The 25,953-nt window shown below is 60.3% G+C and carries 24 protein-coding genes; 14 read left to right on the forward strand and 10 right to left on the reverse strand.

The window, feature by feature from the left end; genetic code table 11:
* The first annotated feature begins 22 nt into the window (after positions 1-22).
* Positions 23-2,305: a putative bifunctional diguanylate cyclase/phosphodiesterase gene (locus RG836_RS25650; RefSeq protein WP_310850544.1), complete on the forward strand. Its 2,283-nt coding sequence runs from the start codon at positions 23-25 to the stop codon at positions 2,303-2,305.
* Here RG836_RS25650 and RG836_RS25655 read toward each other — a convergent pair.
* The gene (locus tag RG836_RS25655) at positions 2,196-3,092 is read right to left on the reverse strand and encodes an NAD(P)-dependent oxidoreductase (protein WP_310850545.1); all 897 of its coding nucleotides are present in this window, start codon (positions 3,090-3,092) and stop codon (positions 2,196-2,198) included. The genes RG836_RS25650 and RG836_RS25655 overlap by 110 nt on opposite strands.
* A gap of 198 nt (positions 3,093-3,290) precedes the next feature.
* Between RG836_RS25655 and RG836_RS25660 the strand changes: the two genes are divergently transcribed.
* Positions 3,291-5,474 carry a hypothetical protein gene (locus RG836_RS25660; RefSeq protein WP_310850546.1) on the forward strand — a complete coding sequence of 728 codons (2,184 nt, stop codon included), beginning with the start codon at positions 3,291-3,293 and terminating at the stop codon, positions 5,472-5,474.
* A gap of 299 nt (positions 5,475-5,773) precedes the next feature.
* On the opposite strand, the gene RG836_RS25665 is transcribed toward RG836_RS25660, so the two are convergent.
* Positions 5,774-6,079: a DUF2288 domain-containing protein gene (locus RG836_RS25665; protein ID WP_310850547.1), complete on the reverse strand. Its 306-nt coding sequence runs from the start codon at positions 6,077-6,079 to the stop codon at positions 5,774-5,776.
* 338 nt (positions 6,080-6,417) lie between these two features.
* Between RG836_RS25665 and RG836_RS25670 the strand changes: the two genes are divergently transcribed.
* The 5 genes from RG836_RS25670 to RG836_RS25690 all read left to right on the forward strand — a co-directional run bounded on the left by RG836_RS25670 (position 6,418) and on the right by RG836_RS25690 (position 11,421).
* On the forward strand, positions 6,418-7,545 hold the full coding sequence (locus tag RG836_RS25670; RefSeq protein WP_310850548.1) for a branched-chain amino acid ABC transporter substrate-binding protein: 1,128 nt from the start codon (positions 6,418-6,420) through the stop codon (positions 7,543-7,545).
* 233 nt (positions 7,546-7,778) lie between these two features.
* The gene (livH, locus tag RG836_RS25675) at positions 7,779-8,702 is read left to right on the forward strand and encodes a high-affinity branched-chain amino acid ABC transporter permease LivH (protein WP_310850551.1); all 924 of its coding nucleotides are present in this window, start codon (positions 7,779-7,781) and stop codon (positions 8,700-8,702) included.
* Positions 8,699-9,955, forward strand: a complete 1,257-nt coding sequence (locus tag RG836_RS25680; RefSeq protein ID WP_310850553.1) for a high-affinity branched-chain amino acid ABC transporter permease LivM — start codon at positions 8,699-8,701, stop codon at positions 9,953-9,955. Before livH ends, RG836_RS25680 begins: the two co-directional genes overlap by 4 nt.
* Positions 9,952-10,719, forward strand: a complete 768-nt coding sequence (gene livG, locus RG836_RS25685) for a high-affinity branched-chain amino acid ABC transporter ATP-binding protein LivG (protein WP_310850555.1) — start codon at positions 9,952-9,954, stop codon at positions 10,717-10,719. The genes RG836_RS25680 and livG overlap by 4 nt, the downstream gene beginning before the upstream one ends.
* Entirely contained in the window at positions 10,720-11,421 is a 702-nt protein-coding gene (locus RG836_RS25690) for an ABC transporter ATP-binding protein (RefSeq protein WP_310850557.1), read from the forward strand.
* A gap of 150 nt (positions 11,422-11,571) precedes the next feature.
* On the opposite strand, the gene RG836_RS25695 is transcribed toward RG836_RS25690, so the two are convergent.
* Positions 11,572-12,486, reverse strand: coding sequence for a LysR family transcriptional regulator (locus RG836_RS25695; protein ID WP_310850559.1), 915 nt, complete (start codon positions 12,484-12,486; stop codon positions 11,572-11,574).
* A gap of 104 nt (positions 12,487-12,590) precedes the next feature.
* On the opposite strand from RG836_RS25695, the gene RG836_RS25700 reads away from it, so the two are divergent.
* On the forward strand, positions 12,591-13,190 hold the full coding sequence (locus tag RG836_RS25700; protein WP_310850561.1) for a short chain dehydrogenase: 600 nt from the start codon (positions 12,591-12,593) through the stop codon (positions 13,188-13,190).
* Positions 13,191-13,214: 24 nt separating this feature from the next.
* Here the strand turns inward: RG836_RS25700 and RG836_RS25705 are convergent, their stop codons facing one another.
* Entirely contained in the window at positions 13,215-14,318 is a 1,104-nt protein-coding gene (locus RG836_RS25705) for an acyltransferase family protein (protein WP_310850562.1), read from the reverse strand.
* A 146-nt stretch (positions 14,319-14,464) separates the two neighbouring features.
* Here RG836_RS25705 and RG836_RS25710 point away from each other — a divergent pair, with 146 nt between their 5' ends.
* Together RG836_RS25710 and RG836_RS25715 are read left to right on the forward strand one after the other, a co-directional pair.
* Complete coding sequence (locus RG836_RS25710) at positions 14,465-15,139, forward strand: COG3650 family protein (protein WP_310850564.1); 675 nt, start codon at positions 14,465-14,467, stop codon at positions 15,137-15,139.
* Positions 15,140-15,237: 98 nt separating this feature from the next.
* Entirely contained in the window at positions 15,238-16,851 is a 1,614-nt protein-coding gene (locus RG836_RS25715) for an NAD(P)/FAD-dependent oxidoreductase (protein WP_310850566.1), read from the forward strand.
* Between the two features lie 174 nt (positions 16,852-17,025).
* Here the strand turns inward: RG836_RS25715 and RG836_RS25720 are convergent, their stop codons facing one another.
* Complete coding sequence (locus RG836_RS25720; RefSeq protein WP_310850568.1) at positions 17,026-18,120, reverse strand: PLP-dependent cysteine synthase family protein; 1,095 nt, start codon at positions 18,118-18,120, stop codon at positions 17,026-17,028.
* 238 nt (positions 18,121-18,358) lie between these two features.
* On the opposite strand from RG836_RS25720, the gene nhaA reads away from it, so the two are divergent.
* Positions 18,359-19,564: a Na+/H+ antiporter NhaA gene (nhaA, locus tag RG836_RS25725; protein WP_310850570.1), complete on the forward strand. Its 1,206-nt coding sequence runs from the start codon at positions 18,359-18,361 to the stop codon at positions 19,562-19,564.
* 6 nt (positions 19,565-19,570) lie between these two features.
* On the opposite strand, the gene RG836_RS25730 is transcribed toward nhaA, so the two are convergent.
* A complete protein-coding gene (locus RG836_RS25730) occupies positions 19,571-20,545 on the reverse strand; it encodes a phosphoribosyltransferase family protein (protein WP_310850572.1) in 975 nt (324 codons plus the stop codon).
* Between the two features lie 375 nt (positions 20,546-20,920).
* On the opposite strand from RG836_RS25730, the gene RG836_RS25735 reads away from it, so the two are divergent.
* The 3 genes from RG836_RS25735 (at position 20,921) to RG836_RS25745 (ending at position 21,958) form a co-directional block, all read left to right on the forward strand.
* Positions 20,921-21,172, forward strand: a complete 252-nt coding sequence (locus tag RG836_RS25735; RefSeq protein ID WP_310850573.1) for a pyocin S6 family toxin immunity protein — start codon at positions 20,921-20,923, stop codon at positions 21,170-21,172.
* A 162-nt stretch (positions 21,173-21,334) separates the two neighbouring features.
* Positions 21,335-21,565 (forward strand): DUF7683 domain-containing protein, encoded by a 231-nt coding sequence (locus RG836_RS25740; protein ID WP_310850575.1) that lies wholly within the window; start codon positions 21,335-21,337, stop codon positions 21,563-21,565.
* 144 nt (positions 21,566-21,709) lie between these two features.
* Positions 21,710-21,958 carry a DUF7683 domain-containing protein gene (locus tag RG836_RS25745; protein WP_310850577.1) on the forward strand — a complete coding sequence of 83 codons (249 nt, stop codon included), beginning with the start codon at positions 21,710-21,712 and terminating at the stop codon, positions 21,956-21,958.
* Positions 21,959-22,030: 72 nt separating this feature from the next.
* Here the strand turns inward: RG836_RS25745 and RG836_RS25750 are convergent, their stop codons facing one another.
* The 4 genes from RG836_RS25750 to RG836_RS25765 form a co-directional block, all read right to left on the reverse strand.
* Positions 22,031-22,495 (reverse strand): outer membrane lipoprotein, encoded by a 465-nt coding sequence (locus RG836_RS25750; protein ID WP_310850578.1) that lies wholly within the window; start codon positions 22,493-22,495, stop codon positions 22,031-22,033.
* A 186-nt stretch (positions 22,496-22,681) separates the two neighbouring features.
* On the reverse strand, positions 22,682-23,329 hold the full coding sequence (gene pdxH / locus RG836_RS25755) for a pyridoxamine 5'-phosphate oxidase (protein ID WP_310850579.1): 648 nt from the start codon (positions 23,327-23,329) through the stop codon (positions 22,682-22,684).
* 23 nt (positions 23,330-23,352) lie between these two features.
* Entirely contained in the window at positions 23,353-24,477 is a 1,125-nt protein-coding gene (locus tag RG836_RS25760; protein ID WP_310850580.1) for an OmpA family protein, read from the reverse strand.
* A 113-nt stretch (positions 24,478-24,590) separates the two neighbouring features.
* The gene (locus RG836_RS25765) at positions 24,591-25,736 is read right to left on the reverse strand and encodes a serine hydrolase domain-containing protein (protein ID WP_310850585.1); all 1,146 of its coding nucleotides are present in this window, start codon (positions 25,734-25,736) and stop codon (positions 24,591-24,593) included.
* Between the last annotated feature and the right edge of the window lie 217 nt (positions 25,737-25,953).

The following is a 25,953-nucleotide window of genomic DNA, read 5'->3' on the forward strand; positions in this document are numbered from 1 at the left end:
GGATGACCACACGAGGCATGCTATGGATTGGCTTGGTTTGCACTTTATTACCGAGCTGCCAGACAGCGGCCAGGTGATTCTTCACTGTACACACGATCCGATTCTGGTGCTGGTCGCTTACTTGGTGGCCTGCGCCGCGGGCTTCGCCATGCTCGACATGGCCGAGCGGGTCGGCCACGTCGAAAAATCCGCTGCGCGGCGATTGTGGTGCTGGACCGGCGCGGCCTGCCTGGCGGGCGGCATTTGGGCGATGCATTTCATCGGCATGCTGGCATTCGAAGCGCCGATCCAGATCCACTATCAATTGCCCGTTACCCTGTTGTCGCTGCTCTTCGCCCTGCTCGCTTCGTACCTGGCGATGCACACCCTCAGCCACCCCCAATTGAGCCTGCGCCAATATCTGCAAGCCGCCACCTGCATCGGCCTGGGCATCGCGACCATGCACTACGTCGGCATGGTCTCCATGCAGTCCGACGCCGTGGCCTACTACCATCCGGCGCTGTTCATTGCCTCAATCGTCATCGCGATTGGCGCTGCGCTGGCGGCCTTGTTGCTGTCCAGCCATTTGCGCGATGGCAGCGGGATATTCCACCAGTTACTCAAGTACGCCGCCAGCCTGGTGCTCGGCGCCGGGATCGTCAGCATGCACTTCACCGGCATGGCCGCGCTGAATCTGATACTGCCCGCCGATGTGCCGTTGACCTTGCCCGCCGATAACAACCACCTGCAGTTAGGTTTGATGGTCGCGATGATCGTGCTGCTGATCATTGGCAGCAGCATCAGCGCCGCGCTCGCCGACAAGAAATTGCAGAACAAGGAGCGCGACCTGCGCCGGGTCAACGCCCTGCTCAGCCAGCTCGACCAGGCGCGCATGTCGCTGCAGCAAGTAGCGCATTACGACGCGCTGACCAACCTGATCAACCGCCGCGGTTTCAACCAGATATTCGCCGAGAAGCTGATCGAAAAAACCAACGAAGGCGGCAAGCTGGCGGTGATGTTCCTCGACATCGACCACTTCAAGCGGATCAACGACAGTCTGGGCCACGATGCCGGCGACGAATTGCTCAAGGTCCTGGCCAGCCATATCAAGAGTTCGGTGCGCAGCCATGACGATGTGGTTGCGCGCTTTGGCGGCGATGAATTCTGCCTGCTGATCAGTCTCGACAATCACGACGAAGCGCGGCACATGGCCCAACGCATCATGCACAAGCTCAAGGAACCGATCGAGCTGGCCGGGCGGCGCATGGTCATGACCACCAGCATCGGCATCAGCGTGTTCCCCGAGGACGGCAGCACCTGCGAAGAGCTGCTGAAAAACGCCGACCTGGCGCTGTACCAATCCAAGGGTAGCGGTCGCAATGGCCTGCATTTCTTCAGTTCCAACCTGAAAACCCGGGCCACCCTGGAATTTCAGCTGGAAGAGGAACTGCGCCATGCCCTGCGCGAAGACGCCGGATTGATGCTGTACTACCAGCCGATTTACGACCTCAAGCGCGGCCAGGTGACCAAAGTCGAAGCCCTGGTGCGCTGGGAACACCCGGTGCACGGCCTGCTCGCCCCAGAGCGCTTTATCGCGATTGCCGAAGCCAACGGCTTGATCGCCGAATTGGACCTGTGGGTGTTGCGCAAGGCCTGCGAAGACCTCGGCACCTTGACCACCGCCGGCTACGACGAGCTGCACATTGCGGTGAATTGCTCACCGCTGAACCTGGCCCGCCCGGAGCTGGCGGATGAGATCGAACTCGCCTTGCGCAAGTCGGGCGTAGCGGCGCATCGTCTGGAACTGGAAGTGACTGAAAACGCGCTGATGGGCAACATCGCCAACACCCTGGTGCTGTTGCGGCAGATCCGCGCGCTGGGGGTGTCGCTGTCGATCGACGACTTTGGCACCGGCTATTCATCACTGGCCTACCTCAAGCGCTTGCCGCTGAACACGCTAAAGATCGACCGCTCGTTTATCCAGGACATTCCCAAAGCCACCCAAGACATGGAGATTGTCCAGGCGATCATCGTCATGGCCCACACCCTGCACTTGCAGGTGGTGACCGAAGGCGTAGAAACCCGCGAGCAGTTCGAGTTTCTCGAGCGCTTCAGCTGCGACTATGTCCAGGGTTACCTGTTGAGCCGGCCGCTGCCCCTGACGGAATTGACGCCGGCCCTGGAGGAAATCAATCAGCGCAAACAGCCGCACACCGTCAATCCGCTGAGCCTGGCTCGCGGTACAGGTTCACCAGGGTCGCCGGATCCTTTTCCAGGAAGCCCTGACTCCCATGCAGGCGCATCAATTGTGCGGCCAATCCGCTGATCGGCGTGGCCGAACCCTGCTCGCGGGAAAATTTCACTGCGGTGTCGAGGTCCTTGAGCAAGGTGCGCACATGCCACTTCACCGGCTCGAAGCGGCTCTCGGCCATTTGCGGAGCGAGGATCTGCAAGGGTCGGGAATCGGCAAAACCGCCGGCCATCGCCTCGGCGATCAGGCTGGCATCGACCCCGGAGCGCTCGGCCAGCGCCACCACTTCGGCAATCACCAGCGCGTTGCACGCGACGATCATTTGATTGCAAGCCTTGGTCACTTGCCCGGCGCCCACCGGCCCCATGTGGGTCACCCGTTGGCCGAGGCACTGCAACATCGGCCGCGCCCGTTCAAGGTCCGGCGCCGACCCGCCGACCATGATCGCCAGGCTGCCGGCTTCCGCGCCGGCCACGCCGCCGGAGACTGGTGCATCCAGCCAAGCCATGCCGGTTTGCTCGGCCAGTTGCGCGGCCATCTCCCGGGTGGCGGTCGGTTCGAGGCTGGAGAAATCCACCAATAACTGCCCGGCTTTCGCGCCCTCAACCACCCCGGCCGGGCCGAACACCACTTCGCGCACCACGCCGGTGTCAGCCAGGCACAGCATCAGCACATCGGCGTGCTGGCAGAGTTCGGCCGGGCTCGCGACCTGCCGCGCGCCGGCTTCGACTAAAGTCGAACACTTGTCCGGATTGCGATTCCACACCGTCACCGCAAAGCCCGCCGCCAGCAGGCGTCGGCACATCGGCAGGCCCATCAAGCCGATGCCCGCGAAGCCCACTGCAGATTGCGTTGCCATCATCGTGCCTCCTTTTGATTAAAGATCGCCGGATTCTGGCCGATCCATCATGACTTAGGAAAGGATTCCCCCAAGCGACAATCAGGCTCAGCTCCTGGCGCTTGGGCCAGCATCGCGCCCCAAGTCGCGAGTTTTCCATTCCGTGATGGCTTGTCGATACCTCGTCGCCGAGCCCACCCGTCCAAGGTACATGGCGCACCAATGACTTCTAAAAACAGCCCGGCCAACGCGGTACCCGACCTGCTCTTGAGCCCAGCCGCCAACGCGCCTGTGGCCTCGAAATCGACGCCGCCCGCGCGACCGTCGCAGCCCCAGCAGTACCTGTATTTCACCGAGACCAACACCGACCGCATCCTCGACAACCTCGATGGCCTGCGCGACAGCGTGTTCCCGCGGGCGCCGCACCTGGTCGAGGACGAAAGCGAGCTGCGCCGCGAGCAGGAATTCCCCTCGGTGTGCCTGATCGGCCTCGGTCGCTGTGGTTCGAACATCGCGCTGGACGTCGCTGAACTGGTGTACAACGCCCGCAAGTTCTACCTCAATGAGTTCAACAGCGAAGACAAGTCCTACATTGAAAAGGGCTACCGTCCGGCGCAGTGGATCCGCAATAACTTGCGTCTGGGCACCAACAAGGGCGCCAAACCGGTGTTCCTGGTGGAACCGCTGGTGATGCTCGGCGACCTCGACAAAGACATCGCCGGGCGCATCCGTTTCTCGCGCAAGGGCGAGAAAAGCGGTTTCCTGCGCGACTACAGCAAAATGAAGATCATGGACCTCTCGGAGGTCCACGCCGGTGGTGCCGGTAACGCGCCGATCCTCGGTCAATACCTGGCGAAGATCATCCTCAACAAGGACACCCAGCGCTTCTCCAGCCCTGACTGGAAGATGATTCACTCGTACTTGATCGACAGCTGCGGGATCAAGGCCAACCAGTCGCGCCTGTATTTCTCGATCTTCAGTGCCGGCGGCGGTACCGGTTCGGGCATGGCCTCGGAATTCGGCCTGGCGCAGCAATACTCGTACATGAACAAAACGTTCGACACCAAGCCGATGGATGAGCACGACAGCAAAAGCGGTCACTCCTTCGTCTTCGAGCCAATCTTCACCAGCGGCATCTGCGTGCTGCCGAACATCTCCGACCATCGCAGTGAAATGTCCGAAGCGCTGCACATCAACGCCGGACGCTTGCTGTGCAAATACCTGTCGGAAGAATGGGATTTCTCCTACAACTTCGCCAATGAAGACAGCAGCGAAGCCAGCGTCATGGGCCGCATCCGCCCATGGAACGCGATGATGCTGATCTCCAACGACATCATGCGTTACGCCGAAGAAAGCGATGACGGCAACATCCAGAACATTGATGTCAATGCCATGGAGAAACACGCCAACCAGTACATCTCACAGCAAATTTTCAACATTCTGACGGCCCAGGCCGTTACGACTGACTACGACCAGAACTATTTCCGACGCGCCGGCATCGACATCGGCGAGACCATTCGCCTCGACGCCAACGACCTGTTCATGAGCCTGGCCGGGCCGGTAGCGATTGCCTACGCCGAATCGGTGGTACCGGAAACCCCGCCGCCGAGCAGCGACAAGTTCAAGGTGTTCGAGAAAGAGCCGCAGCGCCTGAACATCGATGACCTGTTCTTCCGCTCGATCGACCTGCCGCACTTCAACAAAGTGACCCAGGCCATCGAGGGCATCAGCCTGTTGCCGATCGAATCCAAGCGCTATCGCGCGTCGCTGGAGCAGTACAAGAATTCCGGCTACGACGCCGCCGCGCTGCACGACCTGCACTTCTTCAAGAATTGCTCGTCAGTGGTGTCGATCGTCTCGTTGCCCAAGGATTACAAACTGTCCTACATGGACCTGAACCGCCTGAAGACCCACCTCAACAGCCTGTTCCCCAACACCACGCTCAAGCGTTACGCGCTGGTGATCGGCGCCTCGGCCAACCTGTCGCTGACCACACTGATCGCCAAGAGCCCGTGCCTGTCGGACGACTTCCTGACGCTGATCGTGGCGTTCATCAAGCGTTGCTTCGCCAAGAACCCGTACCGCTTCGACGAGACCCTGGACAACTCGATCCTCGATTTCATCATTCAGGAAGAGTTCGACGAAGACCGCATCGACGACTTGCTCAATGAGTTCGAGAACCCGGCGAAGATCCTCGACACCAACTGGTACGCGATCAAGCCGATGTACGAGAAGAAGTACCGCGAGCTGATCAATGACAAGGACAAGTTCGTCTCGATCAACGACATTCGCTTGTCGCGCGATTGCGTGAAGAAAGCGATCAAGTACTTGCGCGAGATTTACCGTCACCGGATCGGCAAGACCAAAGTGATTTCGCTGAATAACCACACCGGGCGCACGGCTTGATATCGAGCTGCTGACTTCGCGAGCAGGCTCGCTCCCACACGGTGACCACCGAACCTGTGGGAGCGAGCCTGCTCGCGAATCTTTCTGCCAGGCAGCGCATTTCTCTTCGCCCACATACTCAGAAACAATTAAGCAACCCTTAGGCTGCTTATGAAACTGTTCCCGTTACGTTTACGTTACCTTCCCCCAAAAGTCAGTCTGTGACCTTTCTTCACGGGCCAGATGCCATCACGTTGCCAGCGGTTACTCGGCTACACACTTTCGAATGAAAAAATAGCGCACCAACCCAGTGCAACCCTTTATCCCTGCGCCCTCTCCTGGATCAGAATCCACGGCGAAACTACCACTGCCCACAACTCTGGATCGCGCTCAAAAAGATCCAGCGCCCGTGTTTCAGAGAGCTTGGCGAGTTTATCCTGAGCCAGCCAGGCCGCGACTTTCTCGCCTTCGTCCTGCGCCACGGCCTCGGCGGCGGCAATCAAATCCAGTGTCGGGTCGACCCACAATAGGGCACCCTTGGCAAAGAACGGCTCCAGCTCTTTCCAGGTAATTGATGCGGTTTCACCAAGCAGCTTGGCATAGAGGGTGCTAGGTTCTTGAGTCATGGGGCTGTCCGGAAAAGAAAACGACGCGAATAATAACGTCCGTGGTCTGGCAGAAAAACCCAGTTGCAAATGAGTGATCGATTGAAAAGTGCAGGAAAGCCAAGGATTGCCCTCTTCGCAGGCAAAACCCCCGCCGCCATTCTGTCTTTTTCTTTCAAAAAAGCGACACCCTCTGGTTTTGCCCCTCGGCGCTAGCTTCCCAGGCTAACAATCGGCGCTCTACACTGTACCGGTACAGTTGCCGGGGGCATTTTCCGCAGGGTATCCCAGATATCTGACCCGGTTCGGTCGCTTCGGCGCCAGGACTATAAAAACTACAACAGTAAGAGTGGAGCACTATGACTAAGGCTACTAAGCAGATTTCCAAACTGTTTGCCGCTATGGTTCTGGCCGGGGTTGCCAGCCATTCGTTCGCAGCTGACACCATCAAGATCGGCATCGCCGGCCCTAAGACCGGTCCTGTAGCCCAATACGGCGACATGCAGTTCAGTGGCGCCAAAATGGCCATCGAACAAATCAACGCCAAGGGCGGCGTAGACGGCAAGAAACTCGAAGCCGTTGAATACGACGACGCCTGTGATCCGAAGCAAGCGGTCGCGGTCGCGAACAAAGTCGTCAACGACGGCGTCAAGTTCGTGGTTGGCCACCTGTGCTCCAGCTCCACCCAACCGGCTTCGGACATTTACGAAGACGAAGGCGTGATCATGATCACCCCGGCTGCCACCAGCCCGGACATCACCGCCCGTGGTTACAAAATGGTGTTCCGCACCATCGGTCTCGACAGCGCCCAGGGCCCTGCCGCCGGTAACTACATCGCCGACCACGTAAAGCCGAAAATCGTTGCGGTCCTGCACGACAAACAGCAATACGGTGAAGGCATCGCCACCGCCGTGAAACAGACCCTCGAGAAGAAAGGCACCAAGGTTGCCGTGTTCGAAGGCATTAACGCCGGCGACAAGGACTTCTCGTCGATCATCGCCAAGCTCAAGCAAGCCAACGTCGACTTCGTCTACTACGGCGGCTACCACCCGGAGCTGGGCCTGATCCTGCGTCAATCCGAAGAGAAAGGCCTGAAAGCCAAGTTCATGGGTCCGGAAGGCGTGGGCAACGACTCCATTTCGCAGATCGCCAAGGAAGCGTCCGAAGGCCTGCTGGTGACCCTGCCGAAATCGTTCGACCAGGATCCTGCCAACGTCGCCCTGGCTGACGCCTTCAAAGCGAAGAAAGAAGACCCGAGCGGTCCGTTCGTGTTCCCGGCCTACTCCGCCGTACAAGTGATTGCCGACGGTATCACCGCCGCCAAGAGCGAAGACGCTGCAAAAGTGGCTGAAGCCATCCACGCTGGCACCTTCAAGACCCCGACTGGCGACCTGAGCTTCGACGCCAAGGGCGACCTGAAGGACTTCAAGTTCGTGGTGTACCAGTGGCACTACAACAAGCCAAAAACTGAAGCTTCGCCTCAGTAAGGCCTGGCCTGACTGACTGCCCACAAAGCCCACGGCGTGCCGTGGGCTTTGTTTTACAACTGTATTGAGCCGCACCTGCGTGATCCGCGAGTCGGCCCACCTGAAAATCTCAAAACCGTCATCAGCGGTTCGCTGGCAAACCTCGAATCCGAAGTGGATAACAGATCCACGGGGCACGAGCGGGAAAATGACTCCACCAGTGAAATGCGTATCAGGTTTTTAGGAGCGCTGTAATGCCTGACATCTATCACTTCTTCCAACAGCTGGTTAACGGTTTGACCGTTGGCAGCACGTATGCCCTGATCGCCATCGGCTATACGATGGTCTACGGCATCATTGGGATGATCAACTTCGCCCACGGCGAGGTGTACATGATCGGTTCCTACGTGGCGTTCATCGCCATCGCGGGCCTGGCCATGATGGGACTCGACAGTGTGCCGCTGTTGATGACCGCTGCATTCATCGCGAGCATCGTGGTGACCAGTGCCTACGGCTACAGCATCGAACGGATCGCCTACCGCCCATTGCGCGGCAGCAACCGTCTGATCCCGCTGATCTCCGCCATTGGTATGTCGATCTTCCTGCAGAACTCGGTTCTGCTGGCGCAAGACTCCAAGGACAAATCCATCCCCAACCTGATCCCTGGCAACATTGCCTTCGGGCCAGGTGGCGCACATGAAGTGCTGATTTCGTACATGCAAATCGTGGTGTTCGTGGTGACCCTGGTCGCCATGCTCGGCCTCACCCTGTTCATCTCCCGCTCTCGCCTGGGCCGCGCCTGCCGCGCCTGCGCCGAAGACATCAAGATGGCCAACCTGCTGGGCATCAACACCAACAACATCATTGCCCTGACCTTCGTCATCGGTGCCGCACTGGCAGCCGTTGCGGCGGTGTTGTTGAGCATGCAATACGGCGTGATCAACCCGAACGCCGGGTTCCTGGTCGGCCTCAAGGCCTTCACCGCCGCGGTACTGGGCGGCATCGGCAGCATCCCCGGCGCCATGCTCGGCGGGCTAGTGCTCGGTGTGGCGGAAGCCTTTGGCGCCGATATCTTCGGCGACCAATACAAGGACGTCGTCGCGTTCGGCTTGTTGGTTCTGGTGCTGTTGTTCCGGCCGACCGGCATCCTGGGCCGTCCGGAGGTTGAGAAGGTATGACTAAAAATATCAAGCAAGCGCTGTTCAGCGCGCTCCTGGTCTGGGCGGTTGCCTACCCGGTCCTTGGTCTGAAGCTGACCATCGTCGGCGTTCACCTGGAAGTGCACAACACCAGCAGCACCACCCTGGCGATCATCGCGATCTGCTCGGTGCTGATGTTCCTGCGGGTGCTGTTCAACGACTCGATCAGCTCGGCGTGGAAATCCTCGCCGAACATGCCGTTGATCCCGGCCAAGGCCAGCAACTTCCTGACCCTGCCGACCACCCAGCGCTGGATCATCATCGCCCTGATCATCGGCGCCCTGGTGTGGCCGTTCTTCGGCTCCCGTGGCGCGGTCGACATCGCGACCCTGATCCTGATCTACGTGATGCTCGGCCTCGGCCTGAACATCGTGGTCGGCCTGGCCGGCCTGCTCGACCTCGGTTACGTCGGTTTCTATGCCGTCGGCGCCTACAGCTATGCGCTGTTGTCGCACTACCTGGGCTGGAGTTTCTGGGTCTGCCTGCCGGTCGCCGGCCTGATGGCGGCAACGTTCGGCTTCCTGCTGGGCTTCCCGGTCTTGCGTCTGCGCGGCGACTACCTGGCGATCGTGACCCTGGGCTTCGGGGAAATCATCCGCTTGTTCCTGCGTAACCTGACCGACATCACCGGTGGCCCGAACGGCATCAGCAACATCGAGAAACCGACGTTCTTCGGCCTGACCTTCGAGCGCAAAGCAGCCGAAGGTATGCAGACATTCCACGAGTATTTCGGCCTGGAATACAACTCGATCAACAAGGTGATCTTCCTTTACCTGGTTGCGCTGTTGCTGGCCCTGGCGGCGCTGTTCGTGATCAACCGTCTGCTGCGCATGCCGATCGGCCGCGCGTGGGAAGCACTGCGCGAAGACGAAATCGCCTGCCGCGCGCTGGGTCTCAACCCGACCGTGATCAAGTTGTCGGCCTTCACCCTGGGCGCCAGCTTCGCCGGTTTCGCGGGTAGCTTCTTCGCTGCTCGCCAAGGCCTGGTGACGCCGGAGTCCTTCACCTTCATCGAGTCGGCGATCATCCTCGCGATCGTGGTGCTGGGTGGCATGGGCTCGCAACTGGGGGTGATCCTGGCCGCCGTGGTGATGATCCTGTTGCCGGAAATGATGCGTGAGTTCAGTGAGTACCGCATGTTGATGTTCGGCGCCTTGATGGTGCTGATGATGATCTGGCGTCCTCAAGGCCTGCTGCCCATGCAACGTCCACACATGGAGCTGCGCAAATGAGCCGCGAGATCCTGAAAGTCGAAAATCTAAGCATGCGCTTCGGCGGCTTGCTGGCGGTCAACGGCGTGGCCCTGACCGTCAAGGAAAAACAAGTCGTCGCGCTGATCGGCCCGAACGGCGCCGGCAAGACCACGGTGTTCAACTGCCTGACCGGTTTCTACCAACCAAGCGGCGGCACCATCCTGCTGGACGGCGAGCCGATCCAGGGTTTGCCGGGCCACAAGATCGCGCTCAAAGGCGTGGTGCGGACCTTCCAGAACGTGCGCTTGTTCAAGGACATGACGGCGGTCGAGAACCTGTTGATCGCCCAGCACCGTCACTTGAACACCAACTTCCTGTCAGGCCTGTTCAAGACTCCGGCGTTCCGCAAGAGCGAGCGCGAGGCCATGGAGTTCGCCGAGTACTGGCTGGACAAGGTCAACCTCAAGGAATTCGCCAACCGTACCGCCGGGACCCTGGCTTACGGCCAGCAACGGCGCCTGGAAATCGCCCGCTGCATGATGACCCGTCCGCGGATTCTCATGCTCGACGAACCGGCGGCCGGCCTCAATCCGAAGGAAACCGAAGACCTCAAGGCGCTGATCAGCGTGCTGCGTGAAGAGCACAATGTGACAGTGCTGCTGATCGAACACGACATGAAACTGGTCATGAGCATTTCCGATCACATCGTCGTGATCAACCAGGGCACGCCCCTGGCCGACGGCACGCCGGATCAGATCCGCGACAATCCTGAAGTGATCAAAGCCTACCTGGGGGAAGCGTAAATGCTGCAATTCGAAAACGTTTCCACCTTCTACGGCAAGATCCAGGCCCTGCACGGCGTCAACGTGGAAATCCGCCAGGGCGAGATCGTCACCCTGATCGGGGCCAACGGCGCCGGCAAGTCGACCCTGCTGATGACCCTTTGCGGTTCGCCGCAGGCGCACAGCGGCAGCATCCGCTACATGGGCGAGGAACTGGTCGGACAGACTTCGGCGCAGATCATGCGCAAAAGCATTGCCGTGGTGCCTGAAGGTCGCCGGGTGTTCGCGCGCCTGACCGTGGAAGAGAACCTGTCCATGGGCGGCTTCTTCACCGAGAAAGGCGATTATCAGGAGCAAATGGACAAGGTCCTGGAACTGTTCCCGCGCTTGAAAGAACGCTTCAGCCAACGCGGCGGCACCATGTCCGGCGGTGAACAGCAAATGCTCGCCATCGGCCGTGCGCTGATGAGCAAGCCCAAGCTGCTGCTGCTCGACGAACCGTCGCTGGGCCTGGCACCGATCATCATCCAGCAGATCTTCGACATCATCGAACAGCTGCGCAAGGATGGCGTGACCGTGTTCCTGGTCGAGCAAAACGCCAACCAGGCCTTGAAAATCGCTGACCGCGCCTACGTTCTGGAGAACGGCCGCGTGGTCATGCAAGGCACCGGTGAAGCCCTGCTGACCGACCCGAAAGTGCGCGAAGCGTACCTCGGCGGCTAAGCCTCAGCGCAACACAGAAAACGGCCTTCGGGCCGTTTTTTTATGCGGAGGGGTTGTGGGAGGTGCGGGTGTGGCCCATTAGGTTTTGGGGTTGCTGCGCAACCCAGCGGGAGCAAGCTCCCTCGCCACAGAAGGTTGTGTGGACCTTCACTACCGCTGCAACCCATCCAGCGCCTCCCCCATGCGCTTGAACCAATCGATCAAATAATCCGCCAACACCTGCGTGCGCTTGGGCAATCCTCCCTGATACGGATGCACCAGATACATCGGCATGCTGCGGGTCTGGTAATCGCGCAACAGCCAGCGCAAACGGCCGTCGGCCAATTCCGCTTGCAGCAAATAGGACGGCAGCCGCGCAATGCCAGCCCCAGCCAGCGCGGCTTTTTTCAGCAGGCTGTAGTGATTGCTGGCGAACGGCCCGGAGACAGGCACCCGCAGCAGCTCGTGCTGTTGGTGATACAACCACTCCTCGCGACCGCTGTAGTGGCTGTTAAGCAGGCAACGGTGCTCGGCCAACGCCTGCGGGGTGAGCGGCTCACCGTACCGCTCAAGATAGGTCGGGCTGGCGCAGGTCATTTCATGCCAGGCCAACAACGGGCGAGCGACCAGGCGCTCGTCGATCGCCACGTCGGAGCGCACGGCCAGGTCGAAACCTTCTCGCGACAGATCGCGGTAGCGGTTGCTCAAGTCCAGCTCGATCTGCACCTGCGGATATTGCGCCGCGAATTCCAGCAACAAGCCATCGAAGAACGTCTCGCCCAACGACACCGGCACCGTCATGCGCACCAGACCGGTCATGTCGTCCTTCAACCGCGCCAGTGCCTGCCGCGCGCGCTCCACTTGCACCACCAGCGCCTGGGCCTGCGGCAACAACGCGGCACCAGCGGCGGTCAGGCTCAAGCGGCGCGTAGTGCGCTGCAGTAACACCACCGAAAACTGCGCCTCCAACTGGCTGATGCGCTTGGACAGCTGCCCTTTGCTGCAGCCCAATTGCTGCGCCGCCAGGGTGAAACTGCCTGCCTCTATCAGTACGGCGAACGCCGCCAGGTCGTCCATTTCGCTCATGGATTGTTTCCAATTGAAAACCAAAGGTTGCCCATTAGCGCGCTTATCGTTGGGAAAAACCAGTCCTAGACTGTGGGCTCATTCAACTCACCGAGGACTCAACCATGAAAATCCTATTGATCGGCGCAGGCGGCACCATCGGTTCGGCGGTGGATAAAGAGTTATCGCAACGCCATGAAGTCATCCGCATTGGCCGCAGCAGCGGTGACTTCAACGTTGACATCAGTGACAACGCGTCCATCCGCGCACTGTTTGCAAAAACCGGGACATTCGATGCGCTGGTCTGCGCCGCCGGCAACGTCACCTTCGCGCCGTTGAGCGAAATGACCACTGACAGCTTCACCCTCGGGCTCAGCGACAAACTCATGGGCCAGGTCAACTTGCTGCTGATCGGCCGCGAGTTCGCCAATGACGGCGCCTCGTTCACGTTCACTACCGGGGTGCTCAGCCACGACCCGATCCGCAGCGGTGCCTCGGCTGCGCTGGTCAACGGCGCACTGGACAGCTTCGTCCGCGCCGCTGCCATCGAACTGCCCCGGGGCCTGCGCGTCAACTCGATCAGCCCGACCGTCCTGCTCGAAGCCATGGACAGCTACGCTCCGTATTTCCGCGGCTACAAGCCGGTTCCCGCAGCGGATGTGGCACTGGCCTACGCGAAAAGCGTGGAAGGCCTGCAAACCGGTCAGACGTTTCGCGTGGGGTGACGACCACGTGGATTGATCGCCCCGTCAGTTGATCGGCACTGCGCTGGCCGTGGCTCGGCGCCGTTGCCGCAGCCAGCGCTGCATGGGTCGCTCGAACAGGTGATGGCAGGCCAGGCTGACCCCGAGCAACACCGCAAAAAACAGCAGCAACGCCCAGGGCTGAAAGAACACCTGGCGACCGGGGAGAAATTTATCGGCCAACATCGCCGCGATGATTTGCAGCGGAAAGTGCAGCAGATAGGACGCGTAGCTGATGTCACCCAGCCAAGTCAGGCGCCGTGCCAACGGATCAAGCACCCGATGCCAGACGACCAGGGTCATGATGCTCAACGGAAACACCACCACGAAGGTCCATTGCCGCGCATAAAAGCCGCCGGTTTCAAGCCCGATCCACGCCAAGACACAGGCCAGTGCCAGCCCCACGGCCACCGTGCGTAGCGGTAACTTTTGCAGCAGCCAGGTCAGCCAAAGGTACGCGACGCCGCCGGAGAAAAAACTCAAGCCCCCCAGACTGATCTTGTATTGCGCCGGAAACACCCACGTCGCCAGCGCAATCAGCAGAGCCGCGGCCAGCGCCGGAAACGGCAGGTATCGCCATAGCAGGAAGAACCCCAGGTACAACAGCACTTCAACCGAGATCGACCACGCTGGAGCGTTGTACGACCAACCCTGCTCCAACCCCCACGCCGGGGCGAGAAACAGGTTCAGCACGCCGTGATAAACATCGTTGAAGGGATACACGAACGCCGAACCGGTGTGCCGGCTGTACAACGCTTGCAGCAGCGCCACGGCGCCAAAAGTGGCCAAGTGCAAGGGATAGAGACGGCTGAAACGCTCGCGGAAAAACTGCCAACCGGTTAGCTCTCCCGTTGCAACAGCCCGGCCGAACAGCCAGAAAAAAATGAACCCGGACAAACAGAAAAACAGCGCGACCGCATCGCCGCCATGTCGATAAAACAGAAAGAACGTCGAATACAACGGCTGTTGTTCAATATCAGCCAGGCCGGGGACCGCACCCTGAAAAAAAAAGTGTTGCCAATGCCAGAACACCACAGCCAACGCAGCAATACCGCGTAACGCATCGAATACGTACAGGCGTTCGGGGAAAACCGTCGACGGGCGATTCATGACAGCGGCGCAGGTCCTTGCAGGCGAGGTGGCCACTATGCGGGGCCAGCACGGCCAACTCAATCCCCGGCCTTCATCGCGCACGCAAGTCTTGTGATGAACGGTCAGCCTGCGTAACGTGGCGGCACTTGTCTGGAGACCCAACGATGCGTGCTGCCCGTTCCCTGATTTTGATCGCCTTGCTTCCGCTGTTTGCCGCGTGCCAGTTGATGAATGGCCCGCGGGAAAACGCCTCCCATGTCGGCCAGACGCGGATGCAGGGGGAACTGACGGCGGTGGACGGCAAGCTGCTGTTCCAGCCATGCCAGGAACAGCGGCGCTATGTGGTCAACGACGCCGGTGGCACCAGCGTCTTGCAAGAGGCGGCGACGCTGGCCGACCAGCAAGGCAAGCTGTTCGCCGACCTGCGCGGGCGCGTGGTCTCCAGCACCGCCGCCGGCAGCGACAGCCAACTCGACCTGGCCAACCTGTACCGCGTCGAGCGCTCGGGGGTGGCCTGCGACGATCCCAACTTCAAGGTGCTGATCCTGCGTGCCAGCGGTCATGGCCCGGAGTGGAACGTCAAAGTCAGCGGCAAAGGCATGGTCATCGATCGCGCCGACCAGCCGCCCTTGGCCCTGCCCTACGTCGAAGAGCAACTGGGCGACGGCCGTTTCAACCTCAGCACCGAAGCCGATAATCAGCACATCGAGCTGTGGGTCGCGCCGCAACGCTGCGTCGACGCCACCAGCGGCAGCGTGCAATCGATGAGCGCCGAGTTGCGCATCAACGGCCAGGTGCAGCGTGGCTGCGCGTATTTCGGCGGCTCGCGTAACGACTGATCGTTTAAGCCTCACGGCCGCCGGGCTTTGCGGCTTATAATCGCCGGTTTGTGAAACCGCCCTGGCGCAGTTGTGCGCCCCGCGAACCGGATCCCGTCATGTTACGAATCACCGAACTCAAGCTGCCGATCGACCATCCCGAAGAAGACCTGCGCCCGGCCATCGTGCGGCGCCTGGGAATTGCCAGCGAGGATCTGCTCGACTTCACCTTGTTCAAGCGCAGCTACGACGCGCGCAAAAAGTCCTCGGAATTGTGCTTCATCTACACCATTGACCTCGCCGTGCGCGACGAGGCCGAGGTGCTGCACAGGTTCGCCGATGACCGTAACGTCAACGTGGCGCCGGACGTCAGTTACCACGTGGTCGGCCAGGCGCCGACCGATCTGGCCCAGCGGCCGATCGTGGTCGGCTTCGGACCCTGCGGGATTTTCGCCGGGCTGCTGCTGGCGCAGATGGGTTTCAAGCCGATCATCCTTGAGCGCGGCAAGGAAGTCCGCCAGCGCACCAAGGACACCTGGGGCCTGTGGCGCAAAAGCGTGCTCAATCCGGAATCCAACGTGCAGTTCGGCGAGGGCGGTGCGGGGACTTTCTCCGACGGCAAGCTCTACAGCCAGATCAAAGACCCGAAGCACCACGGCCGCAAAGTCCTGCACGAGTTCGTCAAGGCCGGCGCGCCGGACGAAATCCTCTACGTCAGCAAGCCGCACATCGGTACGTTCCGCCTGACCGGCGTGGTGGAAAACATGCGCCAGCAGATCATCGCCCTGGGCGGTGAAGTGCGTTTCGAGCAGCGCGTCACCGATGTGCAGATCGACGATGGCCAACTGACCGGCGTGACCCTGGCCAGCGGCGAGCAGTTGCAGTCGAAACACGTGATCATCGCCCTCGGCCACAGTGCTCGCGACACCTTCCGCATGCTGCACGGTCGCGGCGTGTACATGGAAGCCAAGCCGTTCTCGGTAGGTTTCCGCATCGAGCACCCGCAGTCGCTGATCGACAGCGCGCGCCTGGGCAAATACGCCGGCCACCCGAAACTGGGCGCCGCTGACTACAAACTGGTGCACCACGCCAAGAACGGCCGTTCGGTCTACAGCTTCTGCATGTGCCCGGGCGGCACCGTGGTCGCGGCGACGTCGGAAGAAGGCCGTGTGGTCACCAACGGCATGAGCCAGTACTCGCGCAACGAGCGCAACGCCAACTCAGGGATCGTCGTCGGCATTACCCCGGAAGTCGATTACCCGGGCGGTCCGCTGGCCGGCATCGAGTTGCAGGAACGACTGGAATCCCACGCCTATGTGCTCGGCGGCAGCAACTACGAAGCGCCGGCGCAATTGGTCGGCGACTTCATTGCCGGCAAACCGTCCACCGCCCTGGGCAGTGTCGAGCCGTCCTACAAACCCGGGGTTTCCTTGGGCGATCTGGCCCTGGCGCTGCCGGACTTCGCCATCGAAGCAATCCGCGAAGCCCTTCCGGCATTTGAAAAACAGATCCGCGGCTACTCGCTGCACGATGCGGTGCTCACCGGCATCGAAACCCGCACCTCATCGCCGCTGCGCATTACCCGCAACGACAGCATGCAAAGCCTGAACGTCAAAGGCCTGTTCCCGGCAGGCGAAGGCGCGGGTTACGCCGGCGGGATTCTCTCGGCGGGCGTCGACGGGATCCGGATAGCCGAGGCGGTGGCGCGGGATATTCTGGGTCTAGAGGCCTGATCTGCACTCACTGAAAATGCAACACCCTGTGGGAGCGGGCTAGCTCGCGAAGACGGACGAGCATTCAACGCAGATGTTGATTGATCCACCGCTTTCGCGAGCAAGGCCGCTCCCACATTCGTTTTGGGGTGTGTATGCGATCCATGCCACACACAAATCCCCAGTAGAGAGGTGTCAGATATTGGCACGCAGCACGGTGGCCGGTAGCGCTTCACCGCGTTCGACGCTCGCTGCCACGGCATCGATCAACGCGTTCAATTCATACCCTTGGCCCTTCAGCCAATCCTGATCGTAATAGCTGTCGGCATACCGCTCGCCGCCATCACACAGGATCGCCACGATCGACCCGGACTCCCCCGCCGCCTGCATCTGCTGCGCAGCAATCAACGCGCCGATCAGGTTGGTCCCACTCGACCCGCCCACCCGTCGCCCCAGGCGCTCGGCCAGGTAATGCATGGCCGCCAGCGACAAGGCGTCCGGCACCTTAACCATGGCGTCGATTACCTTGGGCAGAAATGACGCTTCGACCCGAGGCCGGCCAATGCCTTCGATCCGTGAGCCGTGGTCCAGCCGCAGCGTTGCATCGCCGGTCTGGTAGAACGCGAAAAACACCGAGCGCTCAGCGTCGGCGCACAGCACGCGGGTGCGATGCTGGCGGTAACGCACATAGCGACCGAGGGTCGCGGTGGTGCCGCCGGTGCCAGGGCTGGAAATCAGCCAGCTCGGCTCCGGGTGTTGCTCGAAGCGCATCTGTTGGAAAATCGACTCAGCGATATTGTTGTTCGCCCGCCAATCGGTGGCGCGCTCGGCGTAGGTGAACTGGTCGATAAAATGGCCATCGTGCTCCCGCGCCAGGCGCTCGGACTCGGCGTAGATCTGCGTCGGGTCATCGACCAAATGGCTCTGGCCGCCGTAAAACGCAATCTGGGCAATTTTCTCTTTCGAGGTGCTGGCCGGCATCACCGCAATGAACGGCAAGCCCAGCATCCGCGCGAAGTACGCCTCGGAAATGGCCGTCGAACCACTGGACGCTTCGATTACCGGCGCACCGGGCTTGAGCCAGCCGTTACACAGCGCGTACAAAAAGAGCGAGCGCGCCAGCCGATGCTTGAGACTACCGGTGGGGTGGCTCGACTCGTCCTTGAAATACAACTCAATGCCGGGAAAACCGGGCAGCGGCAAGGGAATCAGGTGGGTGTCGGCGCTGCGCTGGAAGTCCGCTTCGATCAAGCGGATGGCTTCGCGGGCCCACTGTCGGTGGTCGCTCATGGTGGTGTTCTCGTTGTGGGCCGTAGTTACAAACGTCATTCAGCAGCTTAGGAAAAAACCTACAACAAACACAGGTACAGCTGAGACCCAAACCCTTGGGCAACTGCTAGGCTCATTCCCGAATCGTGACGGCGAGTCGTCACGCCATATAACAAAAAAGAATATAACTTTTGTTTTATCAACTAAGGGGACGGGTTAGGGTGTGCGACCTTTTTGAACTCAGCGATGGAGAGCGACCTTGGCTTTGCGTAACCATTTGACGCGTTTTTTCCAGCTCGAAGCGGCCAGCGGCTTGCTGCTCATCGCCGCCGCCGTGCTGGCGTTGATCATCAACAACTCACCGCTCTCGTGGCTGTACAACGCCTTCCTCGAAACGCCAGTGGCCACGCAGTTTGGCGCATTGGTCATCGCCAAACCGTTGCTGCTGTGGATCAACGACGGCTTGATGGCGCTGTTCTTCCTGCTGATCGGCCTGGAAGTGAAGCGCGAAGTGCTCGACGGGCAATTGTCGAAACCTTCGCAGATCGTACTGCCCGGCGCAGCCGCCATCGGCGGCATGGTGGTGCCGGCGCTGATCTACTGGCTGCTGAACCGTGACAACCCGGCCGCGCTGAGTGGCTGGGCGATCCCAATGGCCACGGACATTGCGTTTGCCCTTGGCGTCCTGGCCCTGTTGGGCAAGCGTGTACCGGTATCGTTGAAACTGTTCCTGATGACCCTGGCGATCATCGATGACCTCGGCGCCATCATTGTCATCGCGATTTTTTACTCCGGCGCGCTCTCGACAACGTCCTTGGCCCTCGCCGCCGCGTGTATCGTGGCATTGATCGCCATGAATCGCCTGGGTGTGGTCAGGCTGGCGCCCTACCTGATCATCGGCGCGGTGCTTTGGGTCTGCGTACTCAAGAGCGGTGTACATGCGACGCTGGCCGGTGTGACCCTGGCCTTCTGCATTCCGCTGCGCACCCAGCACGGCAAACGCTCGCCGCTGCTGACCCTGGAACATGCGCTGCACCCATGGGTGGCGTACGCCATCCTGCCGCTGTTCGCCTTCGCTAACGCCGGCCTGTCGCTGACCGGCGTCACCGCTGAAAGCTTCACCCATCATGTGCCGATGGGCATCGCCGTGGGCCTGCTGCTGGGCAAGACTCTCGGCGTGTTCGGCCTGACCTGGCTGGCCATCAAGACCGGCCTCGCCGCCCTGCCCCAAGGCGCCAATTGGTGCCAGGTGCTGGGCGTGTCGATCCTCTGCGGTATCGGCTTCACCATGAGCCTGTTCGTCGGTTCGCTGGCCTTTGTGCCGGGGGCCAGCGAATATGCGGGAATGGACCGCATGGGGATCCTGACCGGCTCGATTCTGGCGGCGGTGATCGGTTACGCGGTAACCGCCATGGCCAGTGGCAAGCACGCCGGTGAACCGGCGCACGTCCGGCCCGCGCAGTAGACAGCCTTAGGCCGGAACGCCCTGCACGCGGGGCGTAACGCCGGTCCACTCGGACGCACCGATCAGTTGCGCCCGCTGAACCTCGGCATCCCACCAGATCACTCGCAGCAAGGGTGCTTGCTGCGAGATCAGAATTGCCTGCGCCGGATCGCTCTCGACGAAATGCGTGCAGGCCAGTTGCAAGGTCGCTTGAGCCTTGTGGGTCGCCACTTGCTCGGGGCTGTCGTTGTAACGCTCGGCGTCTCTCATGATCAGCGGCGTGTCGCCATAACCATGGCGCTGCAACCAGGCCTCGGTGCGCGCACGATCCATTTCCGGGCGACCGGTGATGATCCCTTTTACCCGCCCCAGTGTCGGCAGCACCTTGTAAGGCTCGGTCCGATCACGCTCAAGCAGCGCCAACTGCAGGTTCGCCGCATAGCGTTCCGGAGCGATGTCCGGTAACAGAATACCGTCGAGGTCGATGGCGTATAGATCGAACTCATGATCATCAGGCATTGGTCCGTGACGGCCGCCCGCCGTCTGCTGCCACTGTTTTCGGTACTCCGCCGTGTAAGCCTGGCGTTCCCACGGAAACAGCAAAAAGTAACCGCGGCCATCGATGCCGTAGTCCGGGCGGATGGCGCTGATGTCGTCGAAACCGGCAGTCAGGGTTTTGACCTGAAGGCCTTGTTTATGCAGAAACGCCAGGCAATCCAAGAGTGTGTGCCCCGCTCCGGCGATGTCCTCGCACAGCAGCACTTTGCTGCCGGCTGGAGGAATCGGGATCGACGAATCCCAAATTACCTGACGGTCCTCACGCCGATAACGCAGAAAGGCCGGCGCCACCCCCGTGGCGTGGGACACCATGAGTGCCAGCGGACCGCCACCGCGCAGAATGCCGATGACGCAGGCGAACGATTGCTCGATCAACGAGGGCTGCAGCGAAGCAATCCAGCGATCAAGTTGTTCGTAGGAAACAGGCAATAGCGGTTTATTCAACGACCAATCTCCGGCGATGCAAAGTTGAAGTTGCGGCGGAGGATAAGCGGTGAAAGCTTGGGAATTGTGTCCAGAACCCCAGTTTTGACGCCTGCGCAGATATAAATTTATCAATGGAATAAAGCCCGCGCGGGGAGTGTTTTCCTTCTCCATCGCGCAATTCCCCGTATCGCAAAGAACCCTCCTAAGCACTTGCAGGATTCGTCCTACAGCCACACTCGGCGCTGTTCGTTAACGTCCGGTTGCGTCCTCTTCGGGGACGCTACGGACGAACGAACAAGGACAATCAGTGGCTGGCAGACAGCATCACACGCGAGCAAACCAAAGGGCCGAAGCCAGGAAGGAGAACTCCCAAATGAACAACGAGAGGAATTTATGCGCTATCTGTCCATCACTGGTTTCCATCCAGACGAGAAGCAAGATGACTCATTGCAGTTCGAATTAACAATCACCGACCCCGAGATGAACCAGGCATTAGCTCAACTGACCGAATCGAAAGCCTTGGAAGATATACAACCCGGCGAGCTTGAGTTGACGACAGAGCAAATCAGGGAAATAGCAGGGATCCTCAACGTGCACTTTCCATCCGAACTGGAGTATTTCATTGGCACCCGCAGGGCGCCGTAGAGCGTGCAACAATAAACAAACCAGTCACCCATTCACTGGTTAGGGCGGTGGGTGAATTTAATACAAGACGGGGGAGCTGACCGGTACAGCCAGACATGAAAGACCGGCATCCAAAACAGCTAAACAAACCAAACCTGCCGATGCGACAAGGAGAACATAAAAATGAAACACGTCATTGAAGTTTTTGATCGCCAAACTGAACAATTGCTGATGGACGTCGATGTGCCTGCAGATCTATATGATGATTTAAAAAGGCTGATGAATTGGCATGGACCGGAAGATGAATTTGATGTTGAGAATCTGTCTCCAGCACAGATACAAGTTCTGGAGAACTGGACTGGAAAATCACTGACGGGAGAAACCTGTATAGTGCAACTGGTGTGCCTGAGCTGAAATTATATTGTTCAGAGTTTCCGCATATTTTTAACGCCAATGAGTAATTACACTGACTCGTAGAAGAACACCGAAAAATCAGAGTATTTATAAGCGCAGCATGAACTCTCAGAGCAACCCTGCCGATTCAACAAGGATTGAACCGTGAATCACGTCATCTACGCTTTTGATAAAAAAACCGAAGAACTCAACTTCGAAGTACCGATTCCTGCTGTGCACATTGATCAGCTACGGAAAATCATGGCTTGGACAGAGGCAGAAGACGAAATCTATTGCTACGACCTTGACGACCGTCAGATCGATGAACTAGAGACGTTGCTGAACCACACGTTCAGAGACCCATACTGTGATTTGCAACTGGGTTCATACAGGGATGACTCCCCCGCCACGTGAACAAACCATCTAATTCATAAAAAAACCCCGACCAGTCACCTGTTCGGGGTTTTCGTTTGTCACCCATCCCGCTTAGTGCGAAACGCGGCTCGTGCCATCCACGGTAGCGATCCGCACGCGCTCGCCGACGCGGAACACTTCGTTTTCCTGAACCTGTTGCACGTAGGCGCGCATGCTGCCGTCGTCTTCGCGGACGGTGATTTCCACGCCCTGGGCGCGGGTCAGGCCTTCTTCGGTGGCGGAGCCGATCAGGCCGCCGGCCACGGCGCCGATAACGGCTGCGACGATGCTGCCGCGACCGCCGCCGATGGCGCTACCGCCGACGCCGCCCACCGCTGCACCGGCGATACCGCCGATCGGGGTTTTGGTGCCTTCGATTTTCACCGGGCGCAGGGATTCGATGGTGCCCATGCGAACCGTCTGCACGCGACGCGCTTCGTCACGGGAATAGGAGTCGCCAGTCAGGCTGGACTGGCAGCCAGTCAGCAACATCGCCATCGTGGAAAAGGAAGCAATTAGCAGAACAGACTTACGCATAGCATCAACTCCAAAAGACAGGTGTTCATTAAACTCCGCAGCTCGACGCCTGTCACGGCCCTGCCCGGATAAAAATCGCTTTGATTCAGGCCCGGTACAGGCGCCTCCATGGACTCGTCACACCATAGCGTCGCATGACACATCTCGCGCTGCGGCGCTGGTGGGCCATCTCGCTCGGTAGACTGCCTAGGGTGCCAAGCGTTCAAGAATCCAGTCGGCGCCCTGCTGACGGTAGTTCAAGCGGTCGTGCAGACGGCTCGAACGGCCCTGCCAGAACTCGATGCGCTCCGGTAGCAAGCGGTAACCGCCCCAGTGTTGCGGGCAATCCGGTTGGCTGTCGCTGAAGCGCTGCTCAGTGGCTTTGAGCAGCGCCTCCAGTTCACCGCGACCGGCAATCACCCGGCTCTGGGGCGAGGCCCAGGCACCGAGGCGGCTGCCCAACGGGCGGACCTGGTAATAAGCGTCGGACTCCTCGGGCGAGACCTTCACAACCCGCCCTTCAATGCGCACCTGACGCTCCAGGGTCGGCCAGAAAAACGTCATGGCGGCAAAGGGGTTCGCCGCCAGTTGTTGGCCCTTGGCGCTCTCGTAATTAGTGAAGAAGGTGAAACCCTGCGCGTCCAGCCCCTTGAGTAACAGAATGCGACAATGCGGACGGCCGTTCTGGTCCACCGTAGCCAAGGTCATGGCATTGGCCTCGACCGGCGCCTGCTCGGTCTTGACCGCTTCGGCGAACCACTGGTGGAACAGCGCAAACGGCTCGGCCGGCGCCTGGGCCTCGGTCAAACCGTCGCGGGTGTAGTCGCGGCGCATATCCGCCAGGGACTGGGTCATGGCGCTATCCTTTTCGAGATCGATCAGTTTTTCGCAGCGTCAGCGGCAGCCACTTTCTTCGAGTCGGCGGCGGCTTTGGCCGGTGCGGTTTTCTTCGCTGGCGTGGCGGTTTTAGCCGGCGCTTTTTTCGCCGGAGCTTTCGCAGCGGCTTTCTTGGCCGCGGCCTTTTTAGTCGCCGGCACTGCGGCTTTCTTCGCGGCAGGGGCCGGGGTGACCGGCTTCGCGGCAGGCTTGACCTCTTGCGCAGCGACCAGCGTCACTGGCGCCGGGGCTGGCATGTTGTACTTGCTCAACAGTGCGACCATGGTGTTTTGCGGCGTGACCAGTAGCTCGACACGACGGTTCAGCGCACGGCCTTCAACGCTGTCGTTCGCTGCACGCGGGGCCACCGAGCCCATGCCGCGCAGCATCAAGCGGTCACGCTGCAAGCCACTGAGGCGGAAGATCGCGGCGATCGACTGCGCGCGCTCCTGGCTCAGTTTGAGGTTGGCCGGCGCGGCGCCCGAGGTGTCTGCATGGCCGAGCACCAGCACGGCGGTTTTTGGATCGGCTTCGAGGATTTTCGCCACGCGGCTGAACGGGCCCAGGGTCACGGGCAACAGCATGGCCGGGCGGTCCGGGTTGAACGAGCTGTCGGCCGGGGCGGTGACCACTAGCACGTTATCGCGACGTTCCAGCTCCAGGTTGCTGTCCTTGATCGCGGTGCGCAGGCGCGGTTCGTAGTCATCGAGCCAGGCCTGGGTCACTTTCGGGTCGGGCAGCGGCACGGCTTTCGGGGTCTCGGCGCCCTTGTCGCCGAACGGCCACCACCATTTTTTGCCGCTGTCGGCGTCGGCCTTGGCCACGGTAGCGGGGGCAGCAGGCTTGGCTTCGGGTTTCACTTCAGGCTTGGCGTCTGTTTTGGCGGTGCTGTCCTCGGAACCAAACGGCCAGTACCAAGGGTTGCTGCTTTCAGCTTTGGCCACCGGTGCGGTGGCGGCAGGTTTGACAGGTGCAGCGGGGGCGGAAGCGGTGTCTTTGCTGGCGCTATTGTCGGGAGAACCGAAGGACCACCAGTGACTGCCGCCGTCGGCGTCATTTTGTGGGGTTTGTGCGCAACCGGTGATAGCGAAGCACAGTGCCAGGGCGATGGTTTTGTTCGATGACATTGAGTTACCACAAAATAAAGTAAGAAAAATCGGACCGAATTCGGTCCGCATAAACTGACGCTTGGAAAGCCAAAAGGTGACTCGGTTCCTGTGTAAGAAATTTCAGCAGAGCATTACAGACAAGTGGCAAGTATCCGCGCGAGATTTTGCGCGCGCGGGTCCATCAATACGTAAGGGCCCAAGGTGTTGGTGACGAAGCCGAAGGCCACATCGTGTTCCGGATCCGCAAAGCCGATCGACCCGCCGGCACCCGGATGGCCAAATGCGCGCGGGCTAAGGCCGTAGGTGGCATTGGCCACCTCAGGTTGATCGAGCATGCAACCGAGGCCGAAACGGGTCTGGGTCAGCAAGGTTTTGTCGTCGCCGACGCTGTGTTCGCGGGTCAATTCGTTGAGCATCTCGCTGTCGAGCAGTTGACCGTCCAGCAGGCCGGCATAAAAACCCGCGAGGCTGCGGGCATTGCCATGGCCATTCGCGGCGGGCTGCTGCATGCGCCGCCATTCCGGCTTGTTGGTGCTGGTCATCACGGACGGTGGGTTGGCAAACGCCCGCGTGGTCATGGCGTTCGGTTCGCGCATCGCCACTTGCAGCAGGCGCTGGGCCGCAGCATCGCCGACATTGCCTTTGCCCCGGGCGATATGCGCCACGCGGTGGAACTCGGCGTCCGCCAGGCCTACATGGAAATCCAGCCCCAACGGCTGGCAGATGCGCGCGGCAATCGACTCGCCCGGGCCACGACCGTCGGCGCGACGGATCAGCTCGCCAACCAGCCAACCGTAAGTGATGGCGGCGTAGCCATGACCCTGGCCGGGGGTCCACCAGGGGGTTTCGGCGGCCAGGGCATCGACCATGGTTTGCCAATCGTAAAGGGCTTCGGGCGGCAGCAAATCGCGCAACGCTGGCAGGCCGGCCTGATGGCACAGCAACTGGCGCAGCGTAATGGATTCTTTGCCAGCGACGGCGAATTCCGGCCAGTAGCGAGCGACCGGCACATCCAGTTGCAATTTGCCTTCGGCTACCAACTGCAGCGCGGCCACAGCGGTGAAGGTCTTGGTGCAGGAGAACAGATTGGCGATGGTGTCGCTATGCCAGGCCTCGGCGCCGTCCTTGTCGGCAGATCCGGCCCAGAGGTCGATCACGGTTTCCCCGCCGACCTGGATGCACAACGCGGCGCCGCGTTCTTGAGGATCTTCGAACAGTGCGGCGAAAGCCTCGCGCACCGCTTCAAACTTAAGTTCGTAATGACCCTGAATCTGCACCCGCATTCCCCCGCGCCAACGCTCTGTGAAGTGGTGGGCATTGTTCCAGCCCTTGAGGGTTTTGGGAACAGGCCAGGGGCCGGGCGGTTAATCGCTTTTTTGTTGTTGCGCGAAACCAATGCAGAAGCGAGTTTGCTCGCGATGGCGGTGGGTCAGTTTCTGGTGTTTAAACTTAACTGACGCTTTCGCGAGCAGGCTCGCTCCCACAAGGTCAGCA

The organism is Pseudomonas rhizozeae (assembly GCF_031583775.1).
Classification (GTDB): Bacteria; Pseudomonadota; Gammaproteobacteria; order Pseudomonadales; family Pseudomonadaceae; genus Aquipseudomonas.